This window comes from Rouxiella sp. WC2420 (genome assembly GCF_041200025.1).
Lineage (GTDB): Bacteria > Pseudomonadota > Gammaproteobacteria > Enterobacterales > Enterobacteriaceae > Rouxiella.
In genome coordinates this window covers 1353665-1374780 of sequence record NZ_CP165628.1, presented here as the reverse complement: position 1 = coordinate 1374780, position 21116 = coordinate 1353665, and the positions used below count along the sequence as shown (strand labels likewise).

Here is a 21116-nt window from a genome sequence, read left to right as displayed (position 1 = left end):
TCTGGCTCATGAAGTTTGACTCAACGGAGAGCACAGCGCCGTGGCAATTCCATTGACCCTAAAATCGAAAATGTCGTTTTCCGCGCGCGAAATCACGCTGGCCTCCGTCTGCCTGTTGGCGATAGTTATTTTTAGCCTGGCATCGCCCTATTTTGCGACCGCCGATAACCTTACCACCGTGCTGCGCAACAGTGTTGAGCTGCTGCTGATTGGTCTTGGCATGACGCTGCTGCTGGCGATGGGTGGCGTCGATGTTTCGGTCGGCGTGGTGATGGGGCTGGCGGCAATTGTCGTCGGGCAACTGCTGAACACCACGCTAGATCCGACACTCACTGCCTTGGCTGGTCCGGTGATTGGTATTATCGCCGGGTTGATTACCGCAAGCGTGGTAGTGCTCGGCAAGATCCCTTCAATTGTCGGTACTTTAGGGCTGTACGGCGTTTATCGCACGGCGGTATTTGCCCTGCTTGGCGGTCAATGGCTTTCAGGTCTGCCAGCCACTCTCACTCAGCGGCTCGAAAGCCACTTTCTTGGCTTGCCGGTGACTGCCTGGGTGATCATTTTGGCTTATCTGCTGGTATGGCTGGCCCTGCGCCGCACGCCATTTGGGCCGCATCTGCTGGCTATCGGGCATTCTGCCGACAAGGCCAGGTTGTCAGGTATTGCGGTAACGCGCGTGCGTTTTGCCACCTTTATCATCAGTGGCGCACTCTGTGGTCTCGCCGCTACTTTTTACGTCGCCACTTATCGCAACGTCGAAATGACGGTCGGCAGTACGCTGGCATTGGAAGCGATCGCCGCCGTGGTTTTAGGCGGCACCGGAATTATGGGCGGACAATGCAGCCTGCTCGGCACGGTACTCGGGGTATTTTTGCTACGCATCCTGCAAAACGGTCTGCTGTTAATCGGCGTGCCTTCTTTGTGGCAAACGGTAGTCACTGGTGCGCTGCTGCTGGCAGTGCTGATTGCCGAGGTAGTCGCCGGTCGTTTGAAATTTCACCCGTGGCTGACGCGCCCAAAAGCGGTTTCCGTTAGCGGGAGGCCATCTTCGTGATCTTATCCAACTCCTTTAGCCTGCTGCGCTGGTGCCAGCGAAACCTGGTGCTGAGCATTCTTGCCAGCCTGTGGATCCTGTTGGCCATCGTGGTGCTCATCGCCCAGCCTTCGATACTTTCTGGCTCCACGCTGAGCAGTATTTTGCAATTTGCTACCTTGCTGGCTCTGGTCTCGCTCGGACAGGCGTTAGTGGTGCTGTGCGGCGGTGCCGGTATCGATCTCTCGGTGGGCGGCAATGTCTCGCTGTCAGCTATCGTGGGCATAATGAGTCTGCAATACGGCGTTCCATCGGCGCTTTTGCCGCTGGTTTGCCTGCTCTGCGGCGGACTTCTCGGCGCGTTGAACGGGCTATTAGTTGCCAAACTGCGTATTTATCCGCTGATTGTCACCCTCGGCACCTTTTATCTGTACTCCGGTTTGGCGCTGTGCCTCACCGACGGCGCGGCGCAGTCTGGCGTACCTGGCTGGGCGCTGCCGTGGGGTCGAGGCATGCTGGGCGATATCCCGCTGCCATTCTTGACGCTGGTTGTTCCTGCGTTTGTGATTGTCGCGGTGATCCTGTCTTACACCAGCTGGGGTCGCTGGATTTACGCGATGGGCTTCAACGAAAACTCGGCGCGTCTGGTCGGCATTCCGGTCGATAAAGTTCGCATTTTGCTCTACAGCCTGTGTGGCCTTCTGGCGGGTGCTGCCGGCTTTGTTTCTCTTTCCTGGCTGGGCAGCGGCCGCCCTGATGCAGGCGTCAATCTTGAACTCGAATCGCTGACCGCCGCGCTGCTGGGGGGTATCGCCATTTTTGGAGGCAAGGGTGGCGTCAGCGGCGTCTTTGCCGCCGTACTGCTGCTGGTGGCGTTGAAAACCAGCATGTTGCAGTTTGGCATCAATAGCGTCTGGCAGGTTGGCGTAGTGGGTATTCTGCTCATCGCCGTACTGCTTGCCGACCGTCTCTCATCACGCGTTTCGCAAATTAACGGAGCCCGATAATGTCTCTTTCAGAAAAGATTTCAGCGCACATTGAAGCCAACTCACAGCGCATTGTCGATACGCTGTGTGACATCTTGTCATTCCCCTCTATTGTGCTGGTTGACCCAACACAGGCAGGGCCAGGCGAACGCGACTGCCAGCTGTATCTGCAAAAACGACTGGAGTCTCTGGGCATGACTACCGATCTCTGGGACCCCGATGGTCCGGCATTGTATGAAAAATATAAAGGCCGTCCGGGGGCCAACAAAGGCCGTACTTTTGAAGGTCGCCCTAACCTTGGCGGCACCTTAAAAGGCAGCGGTGGCGGCAAATCGATCATGCTAACCGGCCATATTGACGTGGTTCCACCCGGCGCTCGCGCACACTGGAACACAGACCCTTTCGCTCCTGAAGTTATAGACCAGCAAGTGTTTGGGCGCGGCGCAGTGGATATGAAAGGCGGCGTAGCCTGCATGCTGATGGCGGTCGAATTTTTGCAAGAACTGGGGATTAACCTGTCAGGCGACGTCGTTTTCACCACCGTGGTCGATGAGGAAATTGGCGGCATGGGTTCGCTGGCGATGGTTGACCGGGGATTCAAAGCCGATGCAGGGATCATGACCGAACCCAGCGCCAATCGCATTGCGCCACTGTGTCACGGTATCCTGTGGGGGAAAATTCTGGTCAACGGCGTTGGCGGTCACGCCGAGCTGATGCCGAATTCGTGGTACAGCACCGGGCCGGTAGACGCCGTGCAGCTGTGTCGCCAGATTATGGACGGTATCGATATTATTAACCGCCGCTGGCAATTCGATCCCAAAAAGAATCACCCGCTAATGGAACTGCCGAACATGATTCTGGTGACTCAGCTTAAAGTCGGCGAGCACGCCTCTTCAACGGCAGGATACGGCGAAATCGTGATTGACGTGCAATATCTGCCGTCCGAGAAAGACGAGTTCGGCCTCGGCGGTCACGTGAAGCGGGAAGTGGAGGAGCATCTGGCGAATATCTGTCAGGCTGATCCCTATTTACGCCAGCATCCGGCAACCATCGAATGGATTTTAGATGCCGACTGCGCCGAAATTCCGGCTGATCATCCGTTCGTGCAGACTTTTCAGCAAGCAGTGATTGAGGCCGATCTCTCCCCTGCACTCTCAGGATTTGGCGCGCACAGTGACATTGGTTTGCCGACTGGTTTGGGAAATACGCCAACGGTGAACTTTGGGCCAGGCGATCCGGCACAGTCCCACCAGCCAAACGAACGTGTCTCGATAAGCGACCTAGTAAGCTGCACCAAGGCAATCGCTATAGCGGTCGAGAAATGGTGCCGGTGACATGGGTTTTATTGCCTTTTAGATCCAGAGCAAATTCATCATCTTCACGGGCGTAGGCCTGTGAAGATATTTGCCAAGGCAGTTAGTTTTCCATTCGAATTCGAAAGCCCATCATCACGGTTCAATTTCCCTCCTAAAAAATCCTTATCCGCTCTTTCACGAGAGCACGGACTTGCTTCAAGCACATTAAGTAATGCCTTACAAAGACCTTGGCCAAAAGGGGAGAAAATTATTGCAAACTCCATAGGTTTGGAACCTGAAAAAATTTGGCCTAGTCGATACCTAGTAATAACCATTCAAAAAGTATTATTAACTAACAGTCCGGTTAAAAGGAATATTTTAAGAAGCGTCAAATGATCTGCAAATATTGTCGTGTTCTTTAGATTTATTTTTAACCATTAGTCATTACTTACAGTACCGTAATGACTTTATTCCAGCCGAACCCGACCCTGTAATGCCGGATTATCGCTTTCATCTTTAAGATTAACGCCTGAGAGCTGGCGGTGAAATGCCTGTTCCAACAACCAGGCGAGCTTGAACGCTGCCTGAGGATAGTCAAGTCCCTCGGGTCGAACGTTAGAGATACAGTTGCGCTCTGACTCCATGCGGCGCGTGTGCGGCCCCCAGGTCATATAAATCCCCAAACTGTCCGGTGATGAAAGCCCCGGCCGTTCGCCAATCAGAATGGCAACCGCTTTAGCTTTCATAATTTCAGCGATGTCATCACCCAGCGCGACCCTCGACTGATGGGCAAGGATCACCGGCCCCAGCTTGAGATCTAACTGCCCGAGATACGGTAATAGTGCCTTAATCAACGGTACAGCCTGTCGGTGTACAGCTTTCGAAGAGAGTCCATCAGCCACTACCAGAACCAAATCGGCCGCCTCAATCGGCAGTGATTGCAAAAACTCACGGCTATCATGGGAAAGCTTGCGCCCCAGGTCAGGTCGGCAAAGGTATGTCGCGCGATCGGCCGCCGCGCTGTCTACACGCAACGTTTTTAGCCCCAACTCGTGCAACTCCGGCTCCAGCTCTTCGCTGTTAAAAGGTTGATGGACCGCATCGCGAGCCTGTGCATGCGCCAGTCCAAAACGCAGCACTTCATCGGTTGGCAAACTGGCACCCGTGCGGCCCAAAGCAATACGGGCAGCGGTAAACTGGCGCAGAGTTTCCCACGGGTTGGGATGCACTGATTGAAGAGCTTTTTTATCCCCTTCCTTGCTCATTATCGACCTCCCAACTGCGGCAACTGGCTCAGTAACGGATGTGAAGCGCGAGTCTCACGCAGCCTGCCGTCGCCGTCTATAATCTTCATTTTCTCGAGCCATGCCGCAAATTCAGGCGCATGTTTTAGTCCCAGCAACTCGCGGATATATAATGCGTCGTGAAAGGAGGTGCTCTGGTAGTTCAGCATGATGTCATCGGCACCCGGTACGCCAATCAGGAAGGTTAAACCCGCCGCGCCGAGCAGGGTCAAGAGTGTGTCCATATCGTCCTGATCGGCTTGTGCATGGTTGGTATAGCAGACGTCGCAGCCCAGAGGCACGCCGAGCAGTTTGCCGCAGAAATGGTCCTCGAGCCCGGCGCGAATAATCTGCTTGCCGTCATACAGATATTCGGGGCCGATAAACCCGACCACCGTGTTGACCAGCAAAGGTGAAAATCGGCGGGCAATAGCGTAGGCGCGCGCCTCGCAGGTTTGCTGATCGACACCAAAATGGGCATTGGCCGAAAGACAGCTGCCCTGCCCGGTTTCGAAATACATGACGTTATCGCCCAAAGTACCGCGTTTGAGGCTCAGCGCTGCCTGCTGCGCCTCTTCAAGCAGTGCCAGATTGATACCGAAACCGCTGTTGGCTGCTTCACTACCGGCAATCGACTGAAAGACTAAATCTACCGGTGCGCCGCGTTCCACCAGCCGAATCGTGTTGGTGACATGCGTCAGAATGCAGGACTGGGTCGGGATCTCGAAGCGGCTAATCACGTCATCGAGCATGTAATTGAGATTTTCCAGCAATGGCAGACTGTCACTGGCGGGATTGATACCGATCACCGCGTCACCCGAGCCGTAAAGCAGCCCGTCGAGCATGCTGGCCGCGATGCCCTGCAAGTTGTCGGTCGGGTGGTTAGGCTGCAGGCGCACGCTCATATGACCCGGCAAGCCGATTGTATTGCGAAAACGAGTAATCACCCGGCATTTTTTGGCTACCAGAATCAGGTCCTGATTGCGCATCAGTTTACTGACCGCAGCGGCCATTTCAGGGGTAATGCCCTTGGCGACTGTAGCCAGCACTGTCGAGTCGGTAGTTTCACTTAGCAGCCAGTCCCGAAAATCCCCCACGGTCAGGTGCGATATTTCACTAAAAGCGGCGGCATCGTGAGTGTCGATGATCAGGCGCGTCACTTCATCCTGCTCATAGGGGATCAGCAGCTGTTGCAGAAATACCTTAAGTGGGATCTCAGCCAGCGCCATTTTTGCCGCCATACGCTCTTCCGCGCTGTCGGCGGCAACCTCGGCAAGATAGTCGCCGGAACGGGCCGGCGACGCCTTGGCCATCAGCTCGCGTAAATCACGAAACTGATAGTTGCGATGGCTCAACGTCGTTTGAAACATAACACTCCCTGGCAAGCCTGTTATTTAGCACTTTTCACCGGCGCGGGTTTTAATCCCCCAAGCTGTGGGTCGTGATCGGCATCGCTGCGCGCCTGGTGGGTCAGCCTGAACCAGGCGTAGGCCAGCAGCATCATCGCGGCAAAAATCATAAACAGTAAGGTGTTGTAGTAAATCATCGCCCCGAGGCAAACAACCGCCAGCACCAACGCCAATGCCGGTGCAAAAGGATAAAACGGCGCACGGAATGGACGTATCAGCTTAGGCTCGCTGCGGCGTAGCTTAAACAGCGCTGCCATTGAAATGATATACATAACAATCGCGCCGAATACCGACATGGTCACAATATTGGCGGTCAAAGGTTGCCCGCCGATGACAATTAGCTGGTCGGAAAAAATCGCCGCGATACCTACAACACCACCAGCGATAATCCCCAGATGCGGCGTCTGGAAACGCGCGTTAACTGTGGCGAGTTTTTTAGGCAAATAACCGGCTCGTGCCAGCGCAAAAATCTGTCGAGAATAGCCCATGATAATGCCGTGGAACGAGGCGATCAGGCCGAACAGCCCGAGCCATACCAGCATGTGCAGCCAGCCGCTGTTATTGCCAACAATCAGTTTCATCGCTTGGGGCAAAGGGTCATTGATGTTTGCCAGCTTGCTCCAGTCGCCCACGCCCCCGGCAAACAGCATCACGCCCAGCGCTAATACGGTTAGGGTCAAAATGCCGCCGATAAAGGCTTTTGGAATGGTTTTTTGCGGGTCTTTCGCCTCCTCAGCGGCCATCGATGCACCCTCGATTGCCAAAAAGAACCAGATAGCAAATGGGATGGCGGCAAAAATGCCAGAGAATGCCGCCGGACTGAAGCTGTCGCTGCCCGCCCAACCGCCGTGTGTAAAGTTAGCCATACTAAAACCGGGCGCGACGACGCCCATAAAGACTAACAGTTCGAAAATAGCCAGCAGCGTGACCAGCAGCTCAAAGGTAGCGGCAATGCTGACACCGATTATATTTAGCCCCATAAACACGATATAGGCCCCAACTGCCACCCATTTGGGGTCGATAGAGGGAAACTGAACGTTGAGATAAGCACCGATTGCCATCGCAATGGCTGGGGGAGCAAAAACAAACTCAACCAGAGTGGCGAATCCGGCGACAAAGCCTCCGGTTGGCCCAAATGCGCGATACGCATAGGCAAACGGGCCGCCTGCATGAGGAATTGAGGTGGTCAGCTCAGTGAAGCTAAAAATAAATGCGCAATACATGGCAGCAATCACTAAAGCGGTGATCAGAAACCCCAGGGTTCCAGCTTGCGCCCAGCCATAGCTCCAGCCGAAATACTCACCGGAGATAACTAATCCAACGGCGATGCCCCATAAATGGAAACTGCCTAATGTGCGTTTTAACACCGGTGCAACTTTTGTTTTCTGCATAACCGAGTCCCCTGCCAGTGGATGTATCACTGCATTGCAAACCTATCATCGGGTCTTGCAAGGGCTGTACCAACTGCGCAAAATTGGCCTTATCTGGATAACGGCTGATTTAAATCGTTAAACAACTTCAGGGCTGAATGCCACTGCCTCATTTTGGCGCGCGGCCTTGATAGCCCGGTCTTAAAAGGTGCGTCAGACCCGTTATCATTATTTGGTACGGCTCGATTTATTAAAGGACGAGCAAAGGTCTGCCAGGATAAAAATGGCTTAATACTCGGAGGTAATGATGAGTCAGCAGCAGATATTTGAATGGATTAAACAAGATGCGCTGCGCATGCGGGCACTGCATGAAGCACAAAAACTGGGCCTTGAAGACTGGTGCCTGGCGGCAGGATTTGTCCGTAACTTGGTGTGGGACCGCTTGCACCAGCGCCCCGATAATTCGCCGCTGAATGATATAGATGTCGTGTATTTTAATTCACAGGATTTAAGCCCTGAAACCGATCGCCAGTATGAGAAACAGCTCGAAACTCTCGCTCCCGACTTGCCTTGGTCGGTGAAGAATCAGGCCAGAATGCATTTGAAATACAGTCGCGAACCTTACACTTCGACCTGCGATGCTATGAGTTATTGGGTCGAAATCGAGACCGCCGTCGGCGTTCGTCTCAATGCTGACAATCAGTTGGAGCTGGTTGCGCCGCTAGGTATTGATAGCCTGTTTACTTTTACCATCAGCGCCAATCCAAAGCACGGCATCCCTGAGGTTTTGCAGCAGCGCGCGCGTGATAAACGCTGGACTGAGCGCTGGCCGCAGTTGGCAATCAAGCTTTGATATTGATTAAGCTTTGAAATCCAATCCAAAAACTTTGCGCTTCTCCGTAAGAAGCTGCGCCTGCTGTTTGACGACCTCCCAAATGGCCAGGGCGGCGGGCGTCAATGAGCGATTTTTACGTTTCACCAGCATCAACGCTCGATTCACCTCGGGCACCAGAGGGCGGATCACCAACTTGCTGCCCGAAGGCAGGGGCAGCGCCAGCGCGGGCAGAACGCTAATGCCGATACCTGCTTCGACCATCGGAAACAGTGTCGCTGGATGACCTATTTCCTGCACGACGTGAGTTTTTACAGAGAAATCTGCCAGCGCCTTGTCGATAAGCTGGCGGCTACCGGAAGAATAGTCTTGCAGGACCAGTCGCGCATTGTTCAGACTGGTCCACGGCACCGCCTCCATCGCCGCAAACGGGTTGTCTTGGTGGCATAGCAGCAGGAAAGGTTCGTGCAGGATCACCTCGGTGTCCAGATCGTTGCTGTAACCGGGGTCGATCACGATGCCAAAATCCACCTCGGCATTGCGCACGCTGTTCAGCACCAGCTGTTGTGATTGATCCCTGAGTAAAATCTGAATATCAGGGAAAATATCGGCGCTGCTGGCGATACACTGCGGCATCAGATGAGCTGAAATAGTTTGGCTGGAAGCAATCCTCACTCGTCCATTTTGCTCTGTGCCGAAGCTGCGGGTATCGAGCAGCATTGCGTGCAGTTCATCCAGCAAGGGTTCGACACGGTTGGCGAGACGACGTCCGGCATCGGTTAGCGCCACCTCACGGGTAGTTCGGTCGAGCAGCCGCACGCCCATCTCACTCTCCAGCTCTTTGATACTATGACTTATACCTGACTGGCTGAGGCCTATCACCTCGCCGGTACGGCTAAAGCTGCCATAACGCGCCACGGCGATAAAAACCTTGAGTTGCTTGAGAGAATAATTCATGAATCGGATTCATTAATGGATTAGATAAATCAATTTTATAATTTTAACTGAAACAGTCAAAATAGCGCTATTACTTACAAATTATTGAGACAGCTATGAAAGCCCTGCGTTTTTTGCCTGATACCTTTACCCTGATGTTGGTCGCTACCGTTTTGCTGGCGACGTTCGTCCCGGCACGAGGTATTTATATCACTGCCTTCAATGACCTGACGATTTTCGCCATCGGCCTGCTGTTCTTTATGCACGGCGCCAAGCTATCGCGCGCGGCGATCCTTGAAGGCAGTAACAACTGGCGTCTGCATCTTTGGGTGATGTTCAGCACCTTTATTTTGTTCCCAATTCTGGGCCTGCTTTTCCAATGGTGGCATCCGGTTGACGTCAGCCCGCAGATATATTCTGGCTTCCTGTACCTCTGTGTCTTGCCCGCGACGGTTCAGTCTGCAATCGCCTTTACCTCGATGGCCGGGGGCAATGTGGCGGCAGCGGTGTGCAGCGCATCGGCTTCAAGCCTGTTGGGGATTTTCGTTTCGCCTCTGCTGGTCAGCGTATTGATGCACGTTCAGGGCGACACAGGAAACGGCCTGGAGCAGATGTGGCACATCATCCTGCAACTGCTGGTCCCTTTCCTGGCGGGTCACCTGCTGCGTCCGGTTATTGGCAAATTCGTGGATAAACACAAGAAGATGATCGGCAAAACCGATAGAACCTCGATTTTGCTGGTGGTTTACACTGCGTTCAGCGAAGCGGTCACTCAGGGTATCTGGCATAAAGTTGGGCTGGGTACCTTCGCGTTTATCGTGATCGTCTGCATCATTTTGGTGGCGATTGTCATCATCTTTAACACCTACATGGCGCGCTGGATGGGCTTCTCGAAACCAGATGAAATCACCATCGTGTTCTGCGGTTCAAAGAAAAGCCTGGCTAACGGTATTCCGCTGGCAAATATTCTGTTCCCGGTGAGTGCGATTGGCATGATGGTGCTGCCGCTGATGATTTTCCATCAGGTACAGCTGATGATCTGCGCCGTGCTGGCAAAGCGCTATCACAATAAGCAGCTGAAGTTGCAAAACGATGAAGCACAGCAGGCTGAAGGTGGCGCGAGAGTTCAGGCTAAATTGAATTAACTTTCTGATTCAAAATAAAAAAGCCGATCAGTTTAATGATCGGCTTTTTCGTGGAATGACTATGGTTTAATCAATACCAAACATTTATTCGCTGTGCGGGTTGCCGCCGCCGCGCCTCAGGGGTGTCAGTAAATCCTGTAGCCCCTCAATTTTTATCGCCAGCGCCATTTCCATCAGCATGCCGAGCTTGCCCTCGGGGAATTCTCCCTTGCGAGCAAACCATAACAAATACTCTTCCGGCAGATCGATCAGTACCCTGCCCTGATATTTGCCGAACGGCATAACAGTGTTGGCGATTTCAATTAAATTTTCTTTTTCCATAAATTGCCCTCATTACTACCCAACGTCATTGAAGTCGCTGCCGCTTCAAGTACTTTGGGGATCGCCTAAGAGGCGGATCATTTCCTCTTCGTCGATCACCGGAATACCCAGTTCCAACGCTTTGGCCAGCTTGGATCCCGCGGCCTCACCGGCGATCACCATGTCGGTTTTCTTCGACACACTGCCAGTCACCTTCGCGCCAAGTGCCGTCAGGCGGTCTTTGGCTTCGTCGCGCGAAAGAATCGATAGCGAACCGGTCAGTACCAGCACCTTGCCGGCAAACGGGCTGTCAATTTCTTCAGCCACAATCACCTGCGGCGCAGGCCAGCGCACGAAGTTAAGCAGATCGTCGATCACTTCTTTGTTATGGTCTTCGCCGAGAAAATTGACAACATGTTTGGCCACCACATCACCGACATCCTGCACCTTTTTCAGGGACTCAACATCGGCTTCACGCAATGCATCAATAGTGCGGTAGTGCGCCGCCAGGTTTGCCGCCGTAGCTTCACCGACTTCACGAATACCCAGCGCGTAAAGGAAACGCGCAAAAGTGGTATCTCTGGATTTCTCCAACGCCGCCGCCAGATTTTGCGCCGACTTCGGCCCCATGCGATCCAGCCCGGTCATGATCCCGGCTGTTAAGCGGAATAAATCGGCCGGATTTTTGACGTACTCTTTTTCCACCAGCTGGTCGATAATTTTATCGCCCATGCCGTCAACATCCAGCGCGCGACGGGAAACGAAATGCTTCAACGCCTCTTTACGCTGTGCGCCACAGAAGAGTCCGCCAGTGCAACGCGCGACAGCCTCGCCCTCGACACGTTCGACGTCGGAATGGCATACCGGGCATTGGGTCGGGAATACCACTTCGCGCGCATCTTCAGGCCGCTGGTCTTCAATCACCCCAACCACCTGCGGAATAACGTCTCCGGCGCGGCGTACTATCACCGTGTCGCCAATGCGCAATCCCAGCCGCTCAATCTCATCGGCGTTGTGCAAAGTAGCATTGCTGACCATGACTCCTGCGACCAAAACCGGCTCCAGGCGTGCAACCGGGGTTATCGCGCCTGTGCGCCCGACCTGAAATTCAACGTCTTTCACCAGCGTGATTTGCTCTTGCGCCGGGAATTTAAACGCCGTCGCCCAACGCGGGGCTCGGGCCACAAAGCCCAGCGTTTCCTGCGTTTCCAGCGAATCGATTTTTACCACTACGCCGTCGATATCAAACCCGAGGTGGACGCGATCCTGTTCAACCTGACGATAGAATGCCAACACCTCACTGCTGCCGGTACAGACTTTGACCCGCTCGCTGACTGGCAATCCCCAAGCCTTGAACTGCTGTAAACGCTGGAAATGGCTGGCTGGCAGTGTGCCGCCCTCCAGCGCGCCAACGCCGTAGCAGAAGAAGGTCAGAGGACGTTTGGCGGTAATGCGCGGGTCAAGCTGGCGCAGTGAACCGGCAGCGGCGTTACGTGGATTGGCAAACACTTTACCTCCGGTACGTCGCGCCTCTTCGTTTAGCGCTTCAAACCCCGGCTGCGGCATAAATACTTCGCCACGAACTTCAAGGCGAGCGGGAATATTGTCACCGGTCAAACGCAGCGGAATAGCCCGAATAGTGCGCACATTCATGGTGATATTCTCACCTGTGGTGCCATCGCCGCGCGTCGCAGCCTGCACCAGCTCACCGTTTTCGTACAGCAGGCTAACCGCCAGCCCGTCGAGTTTCAGCTCGCAGCAGAAGGTAAGTTCGGTAGAAACTTTAAGACGATCTTTGACGCGTTTATAGAAAGCCAGGAAGCTCTCTTCATCAAACACGTTGTCCAACGAAAGCATGGGTACCTGATGGCGCACCTGATCAAAAGCTGAAAGCGGCGCTGCGCCAACACGTTGGGTAGGAGAGTCTGGAGTAACGAGATCGGGATTTTTTTCTTCGAGTTCGCGCAGGTCGCGCATCAGGCGGTCATATTCGGCGTCTGGAACTTCGGGGGCATCCAGCACGTGATACTGGTATTCATGGTGGCGCAGCTTGGTGCGCAGATCGTCTATTTGTTGTTGAATTGTAGCCATGGCTCACCATCTTAATGATAAAAAACCCCCGACATGCGGGGGTTAGTAAGATTTAGGCAGATTGTAACGCATACTGTTGCTTGAGCGAAGAACTAGGCGGTAGCTTCCAGCACTTCGCGGATACGCGCTTTGTAGGACTCAAGTTTCTGCGGCGTGATCATACGACGCTCGTCATCCCAGACTACGGCACCAACGTCGTCAGCAATACGCTGGGCAGACTGGAGCAACAGTTTGAAATTCTGATGAGCATCGCCGAAGCAAGGCACCATCATAAACAGCGTAATACCCGGCGTTGAGAAATCAGACATATTCTCAGGGTCGAATGATCCCGGTTTCACCATGTTAGCCAGGCTGAACAGCACAGGACCGCTGCCCGCAGGACTGACGTGGCGATGGAAAATATTCATCGCACCAAACTGGAAACCGGCCTGCAGCACGCTTTGCAGCAGTACTTCTCCGCCAATTACCCCACCCTGATGAGCCGCAACGTGCAGCACCAGAACGGTTTCTTTCAGTTTCTCTTTCACCGGCTCGGGCTCAGGCTCGGCAGGTGCGAAAGGCTGTGGTTCGGCGCGAGCGGCTGGCGCAGCGTCAGCATGAATTTCAGCTGGCGGCACCGGCGCGGTATGCTCACGAGCAGGCTGAGCAACAGGCTCGGCGTATGCTTCGTGATGCGGTGCGTTTACCGGCTCGGCAGCGGAGTAACCGCCAAGCAGAGGATCGTCATGCAGCGGCTGCTGAACCGGCGCCTGTGGAGGCACGGGTCTTTGCTGCGGCGCATGCTGAACCGGCTGCTGATGCGCAGGTTGCTGCTGAGTAGGCTGAGGCTGCACAGGTGCCTGCGATGCGCGCTTGGGTTCGGCGTGCATCGGGACAAAACTTTCAGCTTCGTCATAGCTACCCATAGACGGCTCGTCATGTGAGTGGGACGCACGCACGCGCACTTCTCCCACCCCATCAACGAAATCTTCGCTCGGGGTTTGCTCTCGTTCTTTTTTCACTCGTTTAGCTGGACGATCGCGAAAAAGCGAAGAGCGTTCTTTACGGCTGGTCCACAAACCGTGCAATAACAACGCTATTATGGCGATCGCACCAACAACGATTAATATCAGACGCAAGTCCTGCATCATTGCTATCTCTGTTGTTCTTTACCCATAAGGTAATTATTCATTGCCAACGCGGCAAACATTCACCTATCTAACTCTATTTGGCTGAGTTGATAAGTGCAAGTCTGGACACTGTTTTATGCTAATAAACATGAATGTTGCATTCTTTTTGAACACTTTTCATCCAACAAGTGCCTAGTCAGTGCAAAATCATATCGATATGATAGCCCAGCCTATTCAATTGAGAGAGAAAATTTCTTTTATGCCGTCATCTGATGTCAATGGAGTGCATTATTTTGCCCAGGGTTGGAAGTTGATCTCTCTGCCCGGTATCCGCCGATTTGTGGTGATCCCGCTGCTGGTAAACATTTTACTGATGGGCGGCGCTTTTTGGTGGCTGTTCACCAAGATGGGTCAGTGGATCCCGGCCCTGATGAATCACGTGCCCGCATGGCTACGCTGGCTGGATTATTTGATTTGGCCGATAGCCGTGATTTCTGTGCTACTGGTGTTCAGCTTCTTCTTCAGCACGATTGCCAACCTGATTGCCGCACCTTTTAGTGGACTGCTGGCGGAACAGCTAGAAGCTCGCCTCACCGGCAAGGTTATTCCCGATGCCGGTATCTGGGGCATCATGAAAGACCTGCCGCGCATCATGAAACGCGAGATGCAGAAGCTCGGATACTACATTCCACGTGCGCTGCTACTGCTGCTACTGCATTTTATTCCCGGCGTCGGACAAACGCTGGCTCCGGTGTTATGGTTTTTCTTTAGCGCCTGGATGTTGGCGATTCAGTATTGCGACTACCCTTTCGATAACCACAAAGTCAGCTTCGCCGATATGCGCCGCTCGATGGGCCGCCATAAGGTCGATAACCTGCAGTTTGGTTCACTGGTCAGCGTGTTTACGCTGGTGCCAGTGCTCAATTTGCTGATATTGCCGGTAGCCGTTTGTGGTGCTACCGCAATGTGGGTTGACCGTTACCGCCATGTTCATTTGCCCGAATCAGGCAGGCGCTAAGGGTTTTGTACTAGAATCAAAACATATTTCATATTCACATATCATATACTAATTCTTTACTTCACTAGGGGAGACGTTCAAGTATGCTTTTTACGTTTTCCTCTTAATTTCATAAAATTATCCTCAAAAGAATTCGACACAAGGTAGGAAAGGCTATGAGCAAGATCTATGATGACAATTCATTAACAATCGGCCATACGCCGCTGGTTCGCCTGAATCGTATTGGCAATGGCCGTATACTGGCTAAAGTCGAGTCACGCAATCCAAGCTTCAGTGTAAAAGACCGTATTGGCGCAAGTATGATTTGGGAAGCCGAGAAAAGCGGCATTCTGACCAAGGACATCGAACTGGTTGAACCTACCAGCGGCAACACCGGTATTGCACTGGCCTTTGTAGCCGCCGCGCGCGGATACAAGCTGACCCTGACCATGCCTGAAACCATGAGCGTGGAACGCCGTAAGCTGCTGAAAGCTCTGGGTGCCAATCTGGTACTGACTGAAGGCGCAAAAGGCATGAAAGGCGCTATTGCCAAAGCTGAAGAAATTCAGGCCAGCGATCCTAAGCGTTACCTAATCCTGCAGCAGTTCAGCAACCCGGCCAACCCGGCAATCCACGAAAAAACGACTGGCCCTGAAATTTGGGAAGATACCGACGGCGCGGTTGACGTGCTGATCGCGGGCGTTGGTACGGGCGGAACGATTACCGGTACCGGTCGTTACCTGAAAAGCAAAAAAAGCAGCGTAAAACTGGTTGCCGTTGAGCCAATCGATTCACCGGTTATCACCCAAACGCTCGCAGGCCAGGAAGTGAAGCCGGGCCCGCACAAGATTCAGGGTATCGGTGCAGGTTTCATTCCAGGCAACCTGGACTTGGAGTTGCTGGACCGCGTCGAGCTGATTTCCAATGACGACTCCATCTCTTACGCACGTCGCCTGATGGAAGAAGAAGGCATTCTGGCCGGTATTTCTTCCGGTGCGGCCGTTGCTGCCGCGGTGAAACTTTTGGAGGATCCAGAGTACGCTGACAAGACTATCGTGGTGATTCTGCCTTCTTCCGGCGAACGCTATTTAAGTACCGCATTGTTTGCAGATTTGTTTACAGAAAAAGAATTGCAACAATAATGCCACCCCGCCTCAAATGAACAAAAAAGCACCTTTATAGGTGCTTTTTTGTGGTCTGCATCAAAGTTTAGTGCACTTCGTGATTGATTTTAGCAGCAAGGTTTAGTATTTAACCCATCAATTATTTCGATGCGTAAAATTAATCACCGTTACAATTGCTTTTAGCTGAATCGTTTTACTGATTTGTTACAGCATAGTAAATGGCGGCATAATGGAAATGAATCAGAAAAGATTTTGCATCGGGTCTGAAGATTGATCACGGTGTGCGAATTTTTACTTTTTCGGTTGCATCGGAGTTTATCCCTGAACAATATTCAGGCGCTAATCTCACAGGCTAAAGCAAGGCCTTTAAGCTAAGCTTTAGCCCCACAACGTTACTTTAAATTAAGTTGGGGAAACATCAATGTTCCAGCAAGAAGTTACTATTACTGCTCCAAATGGTCTGCATACTCGCCCTGCTGCACAATTTGTGAAAGAAGCAAAAGGTTTCACTTCAGACATTACCGTGACCTCTAACGGGAAAAGTGCCAGTGCTAAAAGCCTGTTTAAACTACAAACTTTGGGTCTGACTCAGGGTACTGTTGTTACCCTTTCCGCTGAAGGTGAAGACGAGCAGAAAGCCGTCGAACACTTGGTAAAACTGATGGCAGAGCTCGAATAAGAAGCTTGGTCAGAGGGACACTTAACAGGACGTTTTTACTTTTAAGCCAATAATTTATACCCGGTATTAATGTCCTGAACAGTCTCTAAAGAGTTAACACCAGTCAACAGTAAGGTAGGGTTATGATTTCAGGCATTTTAGTATCTCCCGGTATTGCTTTCGGCAAGGCGTTGTTGCTGAAAGAAGATGAAATTGTCATCGACCGGAAAAAAATCTCTCCTGAGAATGTCGATCAGGAAGTTGAACGTTTTCTGTCAGGCCGTGCGAAAGCCTCGGCACAATTGGAAACGATCAAGACCAAAGCCGGCGAGACCTTCGGTGAAGAGAAAGAAGCCATCTTCGAAGGCCACATCATGTTGTTGGAAGACGAAGAGCTAGAACAAGAAATCATAGCCCTCATCAAAGATGACAAATCCACTGCCGACGCTGCCGCCTATTCAGTGATTGAAGGCCAGGCCAAGGCGCTGGAAGAGCTTGACGACGAATACCTGAAAGAGCGTGCTGCGGACGTGCGTGACATCGGTAAACGTTTGCTGCGCAATATTCTCGGCATGCCAATTATCGATCTGGGCACCATTCAGAGCGAAGTTATTCTGGTTGCCAGTGATTTGACTCCCTCGGAAACCGCGCAGCTGAACCTGAACAAAGTGCTGGGCTTCATCACCGATTTGGGTGGCCGTACTTCGCACACCTCCATCATGGCGCGTTCTTTGGAACTGCCTGCGATTGTAGGTACCAGCGATGTGACCAAACAGGTCAAGAATGACGACTATCTGATCCTCGATGCTGTAAACAATAAAATCTACGTCAACCCGACGCAGGACGTTATTGAAGAACTTAAAGCCGATCAGGCTCAGTACATCAGCGAAAAAGACGAGCTGGCCAAGCTGAAAGACTTGCCTGCGATTACGCTGGACGGGCATCAGGTTGAAGTCTGTGCCAACATCGGTACCGTGCGTGACGTCGCGGGTGCAGAGCGTAATGGTGCAGAAGGCGTAGGCCTGTATCGTACCGAATTCCTGTTTATGGACCGCGATAGTCTGCCGACCGAAGAAGAACAGTTCCAGGCCTATAAAGCCGTTGCGGAAGCAATGGGATCACAGGCTGTGATTGTTCGTACCATGGACATCGGCGGCGATAAAGAATTGCCGTACATGAACCTGCCTAAAGAAGAGAACCCGTTCCTCGGCTGGCGCGCTATCCGTATCTGTCTGGACCGTAAAGAGATTCTTCACGACCAGCTGCGTGCGATCCTGCGTGCATCCGCTTTCGGTAAACTGCGTATCATGTTCCCGATGGTGATTTCCGTCGAGGAAGTTCGCGAGCTGAACGGCGAGCTGGAATTGCTTAAAGGGCAACTGCGCGAAGAAGGCAAAGCCTTTGATGAGACTATTGAAGTTGGCGTGATGGTAGAAACACCCGCGGCAGCGGTAATTGCTCACCATCTGGCAAAAGAAGTCGATTTCTTCAGTATTGGTACAAACGATCTTACCCAGTATACTCTGGCAGTAGATCGCGGTAATGAACTGATTTCTCATCTTTATAATCCAATGTCCCCATCAGTGCTTGCACTTATCAAGCAAGTTATTGATGCATCGCATGCCGCGGGTAAATGGACTGGCATGTGTGGAGAGCTAGCAGGTGACGAACGTGCTACACTTCTCTTATTGGGCATGGGTCTGGATGAGTTCAGCATGAGCGCAATCTCGATCCCACGCATCAAGAAAATTATTCGTAATACAAACTTCGAAGATGTGAAGGCGCTGGCAGAAGAGGCTCTGGCCCAACCTACGGCGCAAGAGTTGATGAATTTGGTAAACAAATTCATTGAAGAGAAAACACTCTGCTAATTGCGCGTTGCTGGAAAGCTGCCCAAATTAATGCTTAGGAGAAAATCATGGGTTTGTTCGATAAACTAAAATCATTGGTTTCTGATGATAAGAAAGAAGTCGGCATAATTGAAATCGTTGCGCCGATCTCTGGTGAGATTGTCAATATTGAAGATGTTCCCGATGTTGTTTTTGCTGAAAAAATTGTGGGTGATGGCATTGCCATCAAACCATCAGGAAACAAAATCGTAGCGCCTGTTGATGGTACCATCGGTAAAATCTTTGAAACTAACCATGCTTTCTCAATCGAATCCGACAACGGCATCGAGCTGTTTGTCCACTTCGGTATCGACACTGTCGAGCTGAAAGGTGAAGGTTTCAAGCGTATTGCCGAGGAAGGGCAGCGCGTTAAGAAAGGCGATTTGATTATCGAGTTTGATTTGGCCCTGCTGGAAGAGAAAGCCAAGTCGACCCTGACTCCGGTTGTTATCTCTAACATGGATGAAATTAAGGAACTGATTAAGCTTTCTGGTACCGTAGTGGTTGGCGAGACGCCGATTATTCGCATCAAGAAGTAAGATCTTTCCTGATGAAAAACGGCGCTGATTGCGCCGTTTTTTTTGCCTGCCATTTCTAAAAACTTTCTAAATAGTCAGGTAATGATTTTCCAGTGAGGAACTTTAAGATCGATTATAAGACCTCTGGGAGAGCCATTACGCGCTTCAATTTTACCATGATGCGCTACCATCACTTTCTTGGTGATCGCAAGCCCCAGGCCATAGCCCTTGCCAGATAGCGGCGACATCACACGAACGAAGGGATCAAAGATACTAGAAAGCTTGTCTTCCTCGACGCCCGGACCCTGATCGGCGACTTCAACGCAAAGATATTCCTCTTTTGCCCCCAGCGAGACATTCACTGTCTGACCGCGTGCCGAAAAACGCAGCGCGTTACGCACCACATTATCAATAGCTCGGCGCATCAGCTCGGCATTCCCCTTCACCGTATAGTCTTCATCGGCTGCATCGCAGTTGAGCGCAATTTCAACCCCCGGCAACTGAGCCTCATAGCGCGCATCGTTAACCACTGCTTCAACGAGCCCGAAGAGGTCAAAATACTCTTCGTCAGGCATGATGCTGTGCTCGGTTCGAGAAAGCGCCAGCAATTCGCCAATCATCTTGTCCAGCCGCCCTGCCTCATGCTCGATGCGTTTGAGGGAGGTTTCGACATTAATCGGATTTTGCCGCGCCAGGCCGATAGCCAGCTGCAGTCGCGCCAGCGGAGACCTCAGCTCGTGAGATACATCGTGCAGCAACTCTTCACGGGCTTTGACCAGCACCTGCAAACGCTCTGCCATCGAGTCAAAATCGCGAGCAACCTCGGAAAGTTCGTCGTGACGTTTGCCCATGGTCGAAAACAGGCGTACAGATAAATCACCCTGAGAGACACGGCCGAATGCCTTGCGCATTTGTAGCATCGGCCGGGTTAAGTTCCAGGCCATCAGGGCGCTGAATATCAGCCCGCCAATTCCCCCAATCCACAAGAATGGAGGCGGCATATTAAACACGTGATTTTCTCTTTTTGGCCGATACTCATCCATCAGCCCTTCAACATCGTAATGCAGGCGATAGCCCTGACCGTCGGGTGCCTGAACAAATTCGACAACATCTACCGGCGCTTTTCCAGGTTCCAGCTCGTCAACACTTATCCCTTTGGCCGGGATCATGGAAGGCTGCACAGTGAACAAACGCCGATCGTCGGCAGGCCAGCCCGCAATCATATGGTTCAGGGCAGGTAAACCTTCCGTGTGCAGCGTGGAAACCGCCGTAGAGATTTGCAGTTTGACAAAACGCCGCGCAATGCTGCTTTCAGGAGGCTCGTGGTGGTAATAAAAGGTGAATACCGCCCACAGAAGCTGGGTCATGATGACAAAAGTCACCCAGTAAGCCAGCAAGATTTTCCAAAACAGCCTGCCGCGCAGGCGTTTATCGGATTCGATAGCCAATGCTTCGCACCGTCTCGATGGTCATCACATCTCCGCCCTTGAGCGAGGCAAGTTTCTGACGAATATTACTGATATGAACGTCGATACTGCGGTCGTAGGCTTCGCGCGGACGGCCCAGACCTTTCTCGGACAGTTCGTCTTTGGAAACCACGCGTTCAGGAGAGCGTAACAGCAGCTCAAGCAGGTTGAATTCAGACGCGGTCAGGTCAAAAGAAACACCTTGCCATTCGCTGCTGCGAGTCGCCGGATTCAGTGTTAGATCGCCATAGTGAATGCTGGAGGAGTCGGAATGTGTATCCTGCTGCTCTTCAACACGGCGCAGCACAGCCCGCAGGCGTGCCACCAGCTCGCGTGGATAGCAAGGTTTTGGCATGTAGTCATCGGCGCCCATTTCCAGGCCAATAACGCGGTCGATGTTGTCGCCTTTTGCCGTGAGCATAATGATTGGCAAGCGACTGTTTTTACGCACCTGACGTAATACGTCGATGCCGCTCATGTCCGGCAGCATAATATCAAGGATCATTGCGCTGTATTCGCCAGACATTGCCCCTTCAACACCCGCTTTGCCGCTAAGGACCAAAGAAGCATCAAAACCTTCGGCAATCAGGTATTCGCACAGCATAGTGCCCAGCTCAAGATCGTCATCAACCAGTAGAATTTTCATTATTTTTTTCCGCCTTACAAATTTTCGCC

The 21116-nt window shown here is 52.3% G+C and carries 19 protein-coding genes and 1 pseudogene; 11 read left to right on the top strand and 9 right to left on the bottom strand.

Annotated features, from left to right (window positions below; translation table 11 throughout):
• Positions 1–40: 40 nt before the first annotated feature.
• The 4 genes and pseudogenes from AB3G37_RS06435 to AB3G37_RS06420 form a co-directional block, all read left to right on the top strand.
• Positions 41–1054: an ABC transporter permease gene (locus tag AB3G37_RS06435; RefSeq protein ID WP_369790071.1), complete on the top strand. Its 1014-nt coding sequence runs from the start codon at positions 41–43 to the stop codon at positions 1052–1054.
• On the top strand, positions 1051–2040 hold the full coding sequence (locus AB3G37_RS06430; protein ID WP_369790070.1) for an ABC transporter permease: 990 nt from the start codon (positions 1051–1053) through the stop codon (positions 2038–2040). The genes AB3G37_RS06435 and AB3G37_RS06430 overlap by 4 nt, the downstream gene beginning before the upstream one ends.
• Positions 2040–3353 (top strand): M20 family metallopeptidase, encoded by a 1314-nt coding sequence (locus AB3G37_RS06425; RefSeq protein WP_369790069.1) that lies wholly within the window; start codon positions 2040–2042, stop codon positions 3351–3353. Before AB3G37_RS06430 ends, AB3G37_RS06425 begins: the two co-directional genes overlap by 1 nt.
• A gap of 141 nt (positions 3354–3494) precedes the next feature.
• A pseudogene (locus AB3G37_RS06420) lies at positions 3495–3710 on the top strand (helix-turn-helix domain-containing protein); the annotation flags it as partial.
• Between the two features lie 71 nt (positions 3711–3781).
• On the opposite strand, the gene eutC reads toward AB3G37_RS06420, so the two are convergent.
• Genes eutC through eat form a run of 3 tightly spaced genes read right to left on the bottom strand, consistent with a single transcriptional unit; the run spans position 3782 to position 7397 of the window.
• On the bottom strand, positions 3782–4579 hold the full coding sequence (gene eutC / locus AB3G37_RS06415) for an ethanolamine ammonia-lyase subunit EutC (protein ID WP_369790068.1): 798 nt from the start codon (positions 4577–4579) through the stop codon (positions 3782–3784).
• Positions 4579–5967: an ethanolamine ammonia-lyase subunit EutB gene (locus AB3G37_RS06410; protein ID WP_369790067.1), complete on the bottom strand. Its 1389-nt coding sequence runs from the start codon at positions 5965–5967 to the stop codon at positions 4579–4581. The genes eutC and AB3G37_RS06410 overlap by 1 nt, the downstream gene beginning before the upstream one ends.
• A gap of 20 nt (positions 5968–5987) precedes the next feature.
• On the bottom strand, positions 5988–7397 hold the full coding sequence (eat, locus tag AB3G37_RS06405; RefSeq protein ID WP_369790066.1) for an ethanolamine permease: 1410 nt from the start codon (positions 7395–7397) through the stop codon (positions 5988–5990).
• Positions 7398–7683: 286 nt separating this feature from the next.
• Here eat and AB3G37_RS06400 point away from each other — a divergent pair, with 286 nt between their 5' ends.
• Positions 7684–8229, top strand: a complete 546-nt coding sequence (locus AB3G37_RS06400) for a nucleotidyltransferase family protein (RefSeq protein ID WP_369790908.1) — start codon at positions 7684–7686, stop codon at positions 8227–8229.
• Between the two features lie 6 nt (positions 8230–8235).
• On the opposite strand, the gene AB3G37_RS06395 is transcribed toward AB3G37_RS06400, so the two are convergent.
• The gene (locus tag AB3G37_RS06395; protein ID WP_369790065.1) at positions 8236–9165 is read right to left on the bottom strand and encodes a LysR family transcriptional regulator; all 930 of its coding nucleotides are present in this window, start codon (positions 9163–9165) and stop codon (positions 8236–8238) included.
• A 104-nt stretch (positions 9166–9269) separates the two neighbouring features.
• Here AB3G37_RS06395 and AB3G37_RS06390 point away from each other — a divergent pair, with 104 nt between their 5' ends.
• Entirely contained in the window at positions 9270–10289 is a 1020-nt protein-coding gene (locus tag AB3G37_RS06390) for a bile acid:sodium symporter family protein (protein WP_369790907.1), read from the top strand.
• A gap of 84 nt (positions 10290–10373) precedes the next feature.
• Here the strand turns inward: AB3G37_RS06390 and AB3G37_RS06385 are convergent, their stop codons facing one another.
• The 3 genes from AB3G37_RS06385 to zipA form a co-directional block, all read right to left on the bottom strand.
• On the bottom strand, positions 10374–10610 hold the full coding sequence (locus tag AB3G37_RS06385; RefSeq protein ID WP_369790064.1) for a DUF3820 family protein: 237 nt from the start codon (positions 10608–10610) through the stop codon (positions 10374–10376).
• 45 nt (positions 10611–10655) lie between these two features.
• Positions 10656–12680, bottom strand: a complete 2025-nt coding sequence (gene ligA / locus AB3G37_RS06380; RefSeq protein ID WP_009638692.1) for an NAD-dependent DNA ligase LigA — start codon at positions 12678–12680, stop codon at positions 10656–10658.
• A 92-nt stretch (positions 12681–12772) separates the two neighbouring features.
• Complete coding sequence (gene zipA, locus AB3G37_RS06375; RefSeq protein WP_369790063.1) at positions 12773–13810, bottom strand: cell division protein ZipA; 1038 nt, start codon at positions 13808–13810, stop codon at positions 12773–12775.
• A gap of 238 nt (positions 13811–14048) precedes the next feature.
• Here zipA and cysZ point away from each other — a divergent pair, with 238 nt between their 5' ends.
• The 5 genes from cysZ (at position 14049) to crr (ending at position 18996) form a co-directional block, all read left to right on the top strand.
• Positions 14049–14807, top strand: coding sequence for a sulfate transporter CysZ (gene cysZ, locus AB3G37_RS06370; RefSeq protein ID WP_009638694.1), 759 nt, complete (start codon positions 14049–14051; stop codon positions 14805–14807).
• A 155-nt stretch (positions 14808–14962) separates the two neighbouring features.
• Positions 14963–15928 (top strand): cysteine synthase A, encoded by a 966-nt coding sequence (gene cysK, locus AB3G37_RS06365; protein ID WP_369790062.1) that lies wholly within the window; start codon positions 14963–14965, stop codon positions 15926–15928.
• Between the two features lie 403 nt (positions 15929–16331).
• Positions 16332–16589: a phosphocarrier protein Hpr gene (gene ptsH / locus AB3G37_RS06360; protein ID WP_003038086.1), complete on the top strand. Its 258-nt coding sequence runs from the start codon at positions 16332–16334 to the stop codon at positions 16587–16589.
• Between the two features lie 122 nt (positions 16590–16711).
• Entirely contained in the window at positions 16712–18439 is a 1728-nt protein-coding gene (ptsI, locus tag AB3G37_RS06355; RefSeq protein ID WP_009638696.1) for a phosphoenolpyruvate-protein phosphotransferase PtsI, read from the top strand.
• 47 nt (positions 18440–18486) lie between these two features.
• Positions 18487–18996 (top strand): PTS glucose transporter subunit IIA, encoded by a 510-nt coding sequence (gene crr / locus AB3G37_RS06350; protein WP_009638697.1) that lies wholly within the window; start codon positions 18487–18489, stop codon positions 18994–18996.
• Positions 18997–19070: 74 nt separating this feature from the next.
• Here crr and AB3G37_RS06345 read toward each other — a convergent pair whose 3' ends face one another.
• Complete coding sequence (locus tag AB3G37_RS06345; protein WP_369790061.1) at positions 19071–20423, bottom strand: ATP-binding protein; 1353 nt, start codon at positions 20421–20423, stop codon at positions 19071–19073.
• Entirely contained in the window at positions 20404–21087 is a 684-nt protein-coding gene (locus AB3G37_RS06340) for a response regulator transcription factor (RefSeq protein ID WP_009638700.1), read from the bottom strand. The genes AB3G37_RS06345 and AB3G37_RS06340 overlap by 20 nt, the downstream gene beginning before the upstream one ends.
• Positions 21088–21116: the final 29 nt, after the last annotated feature.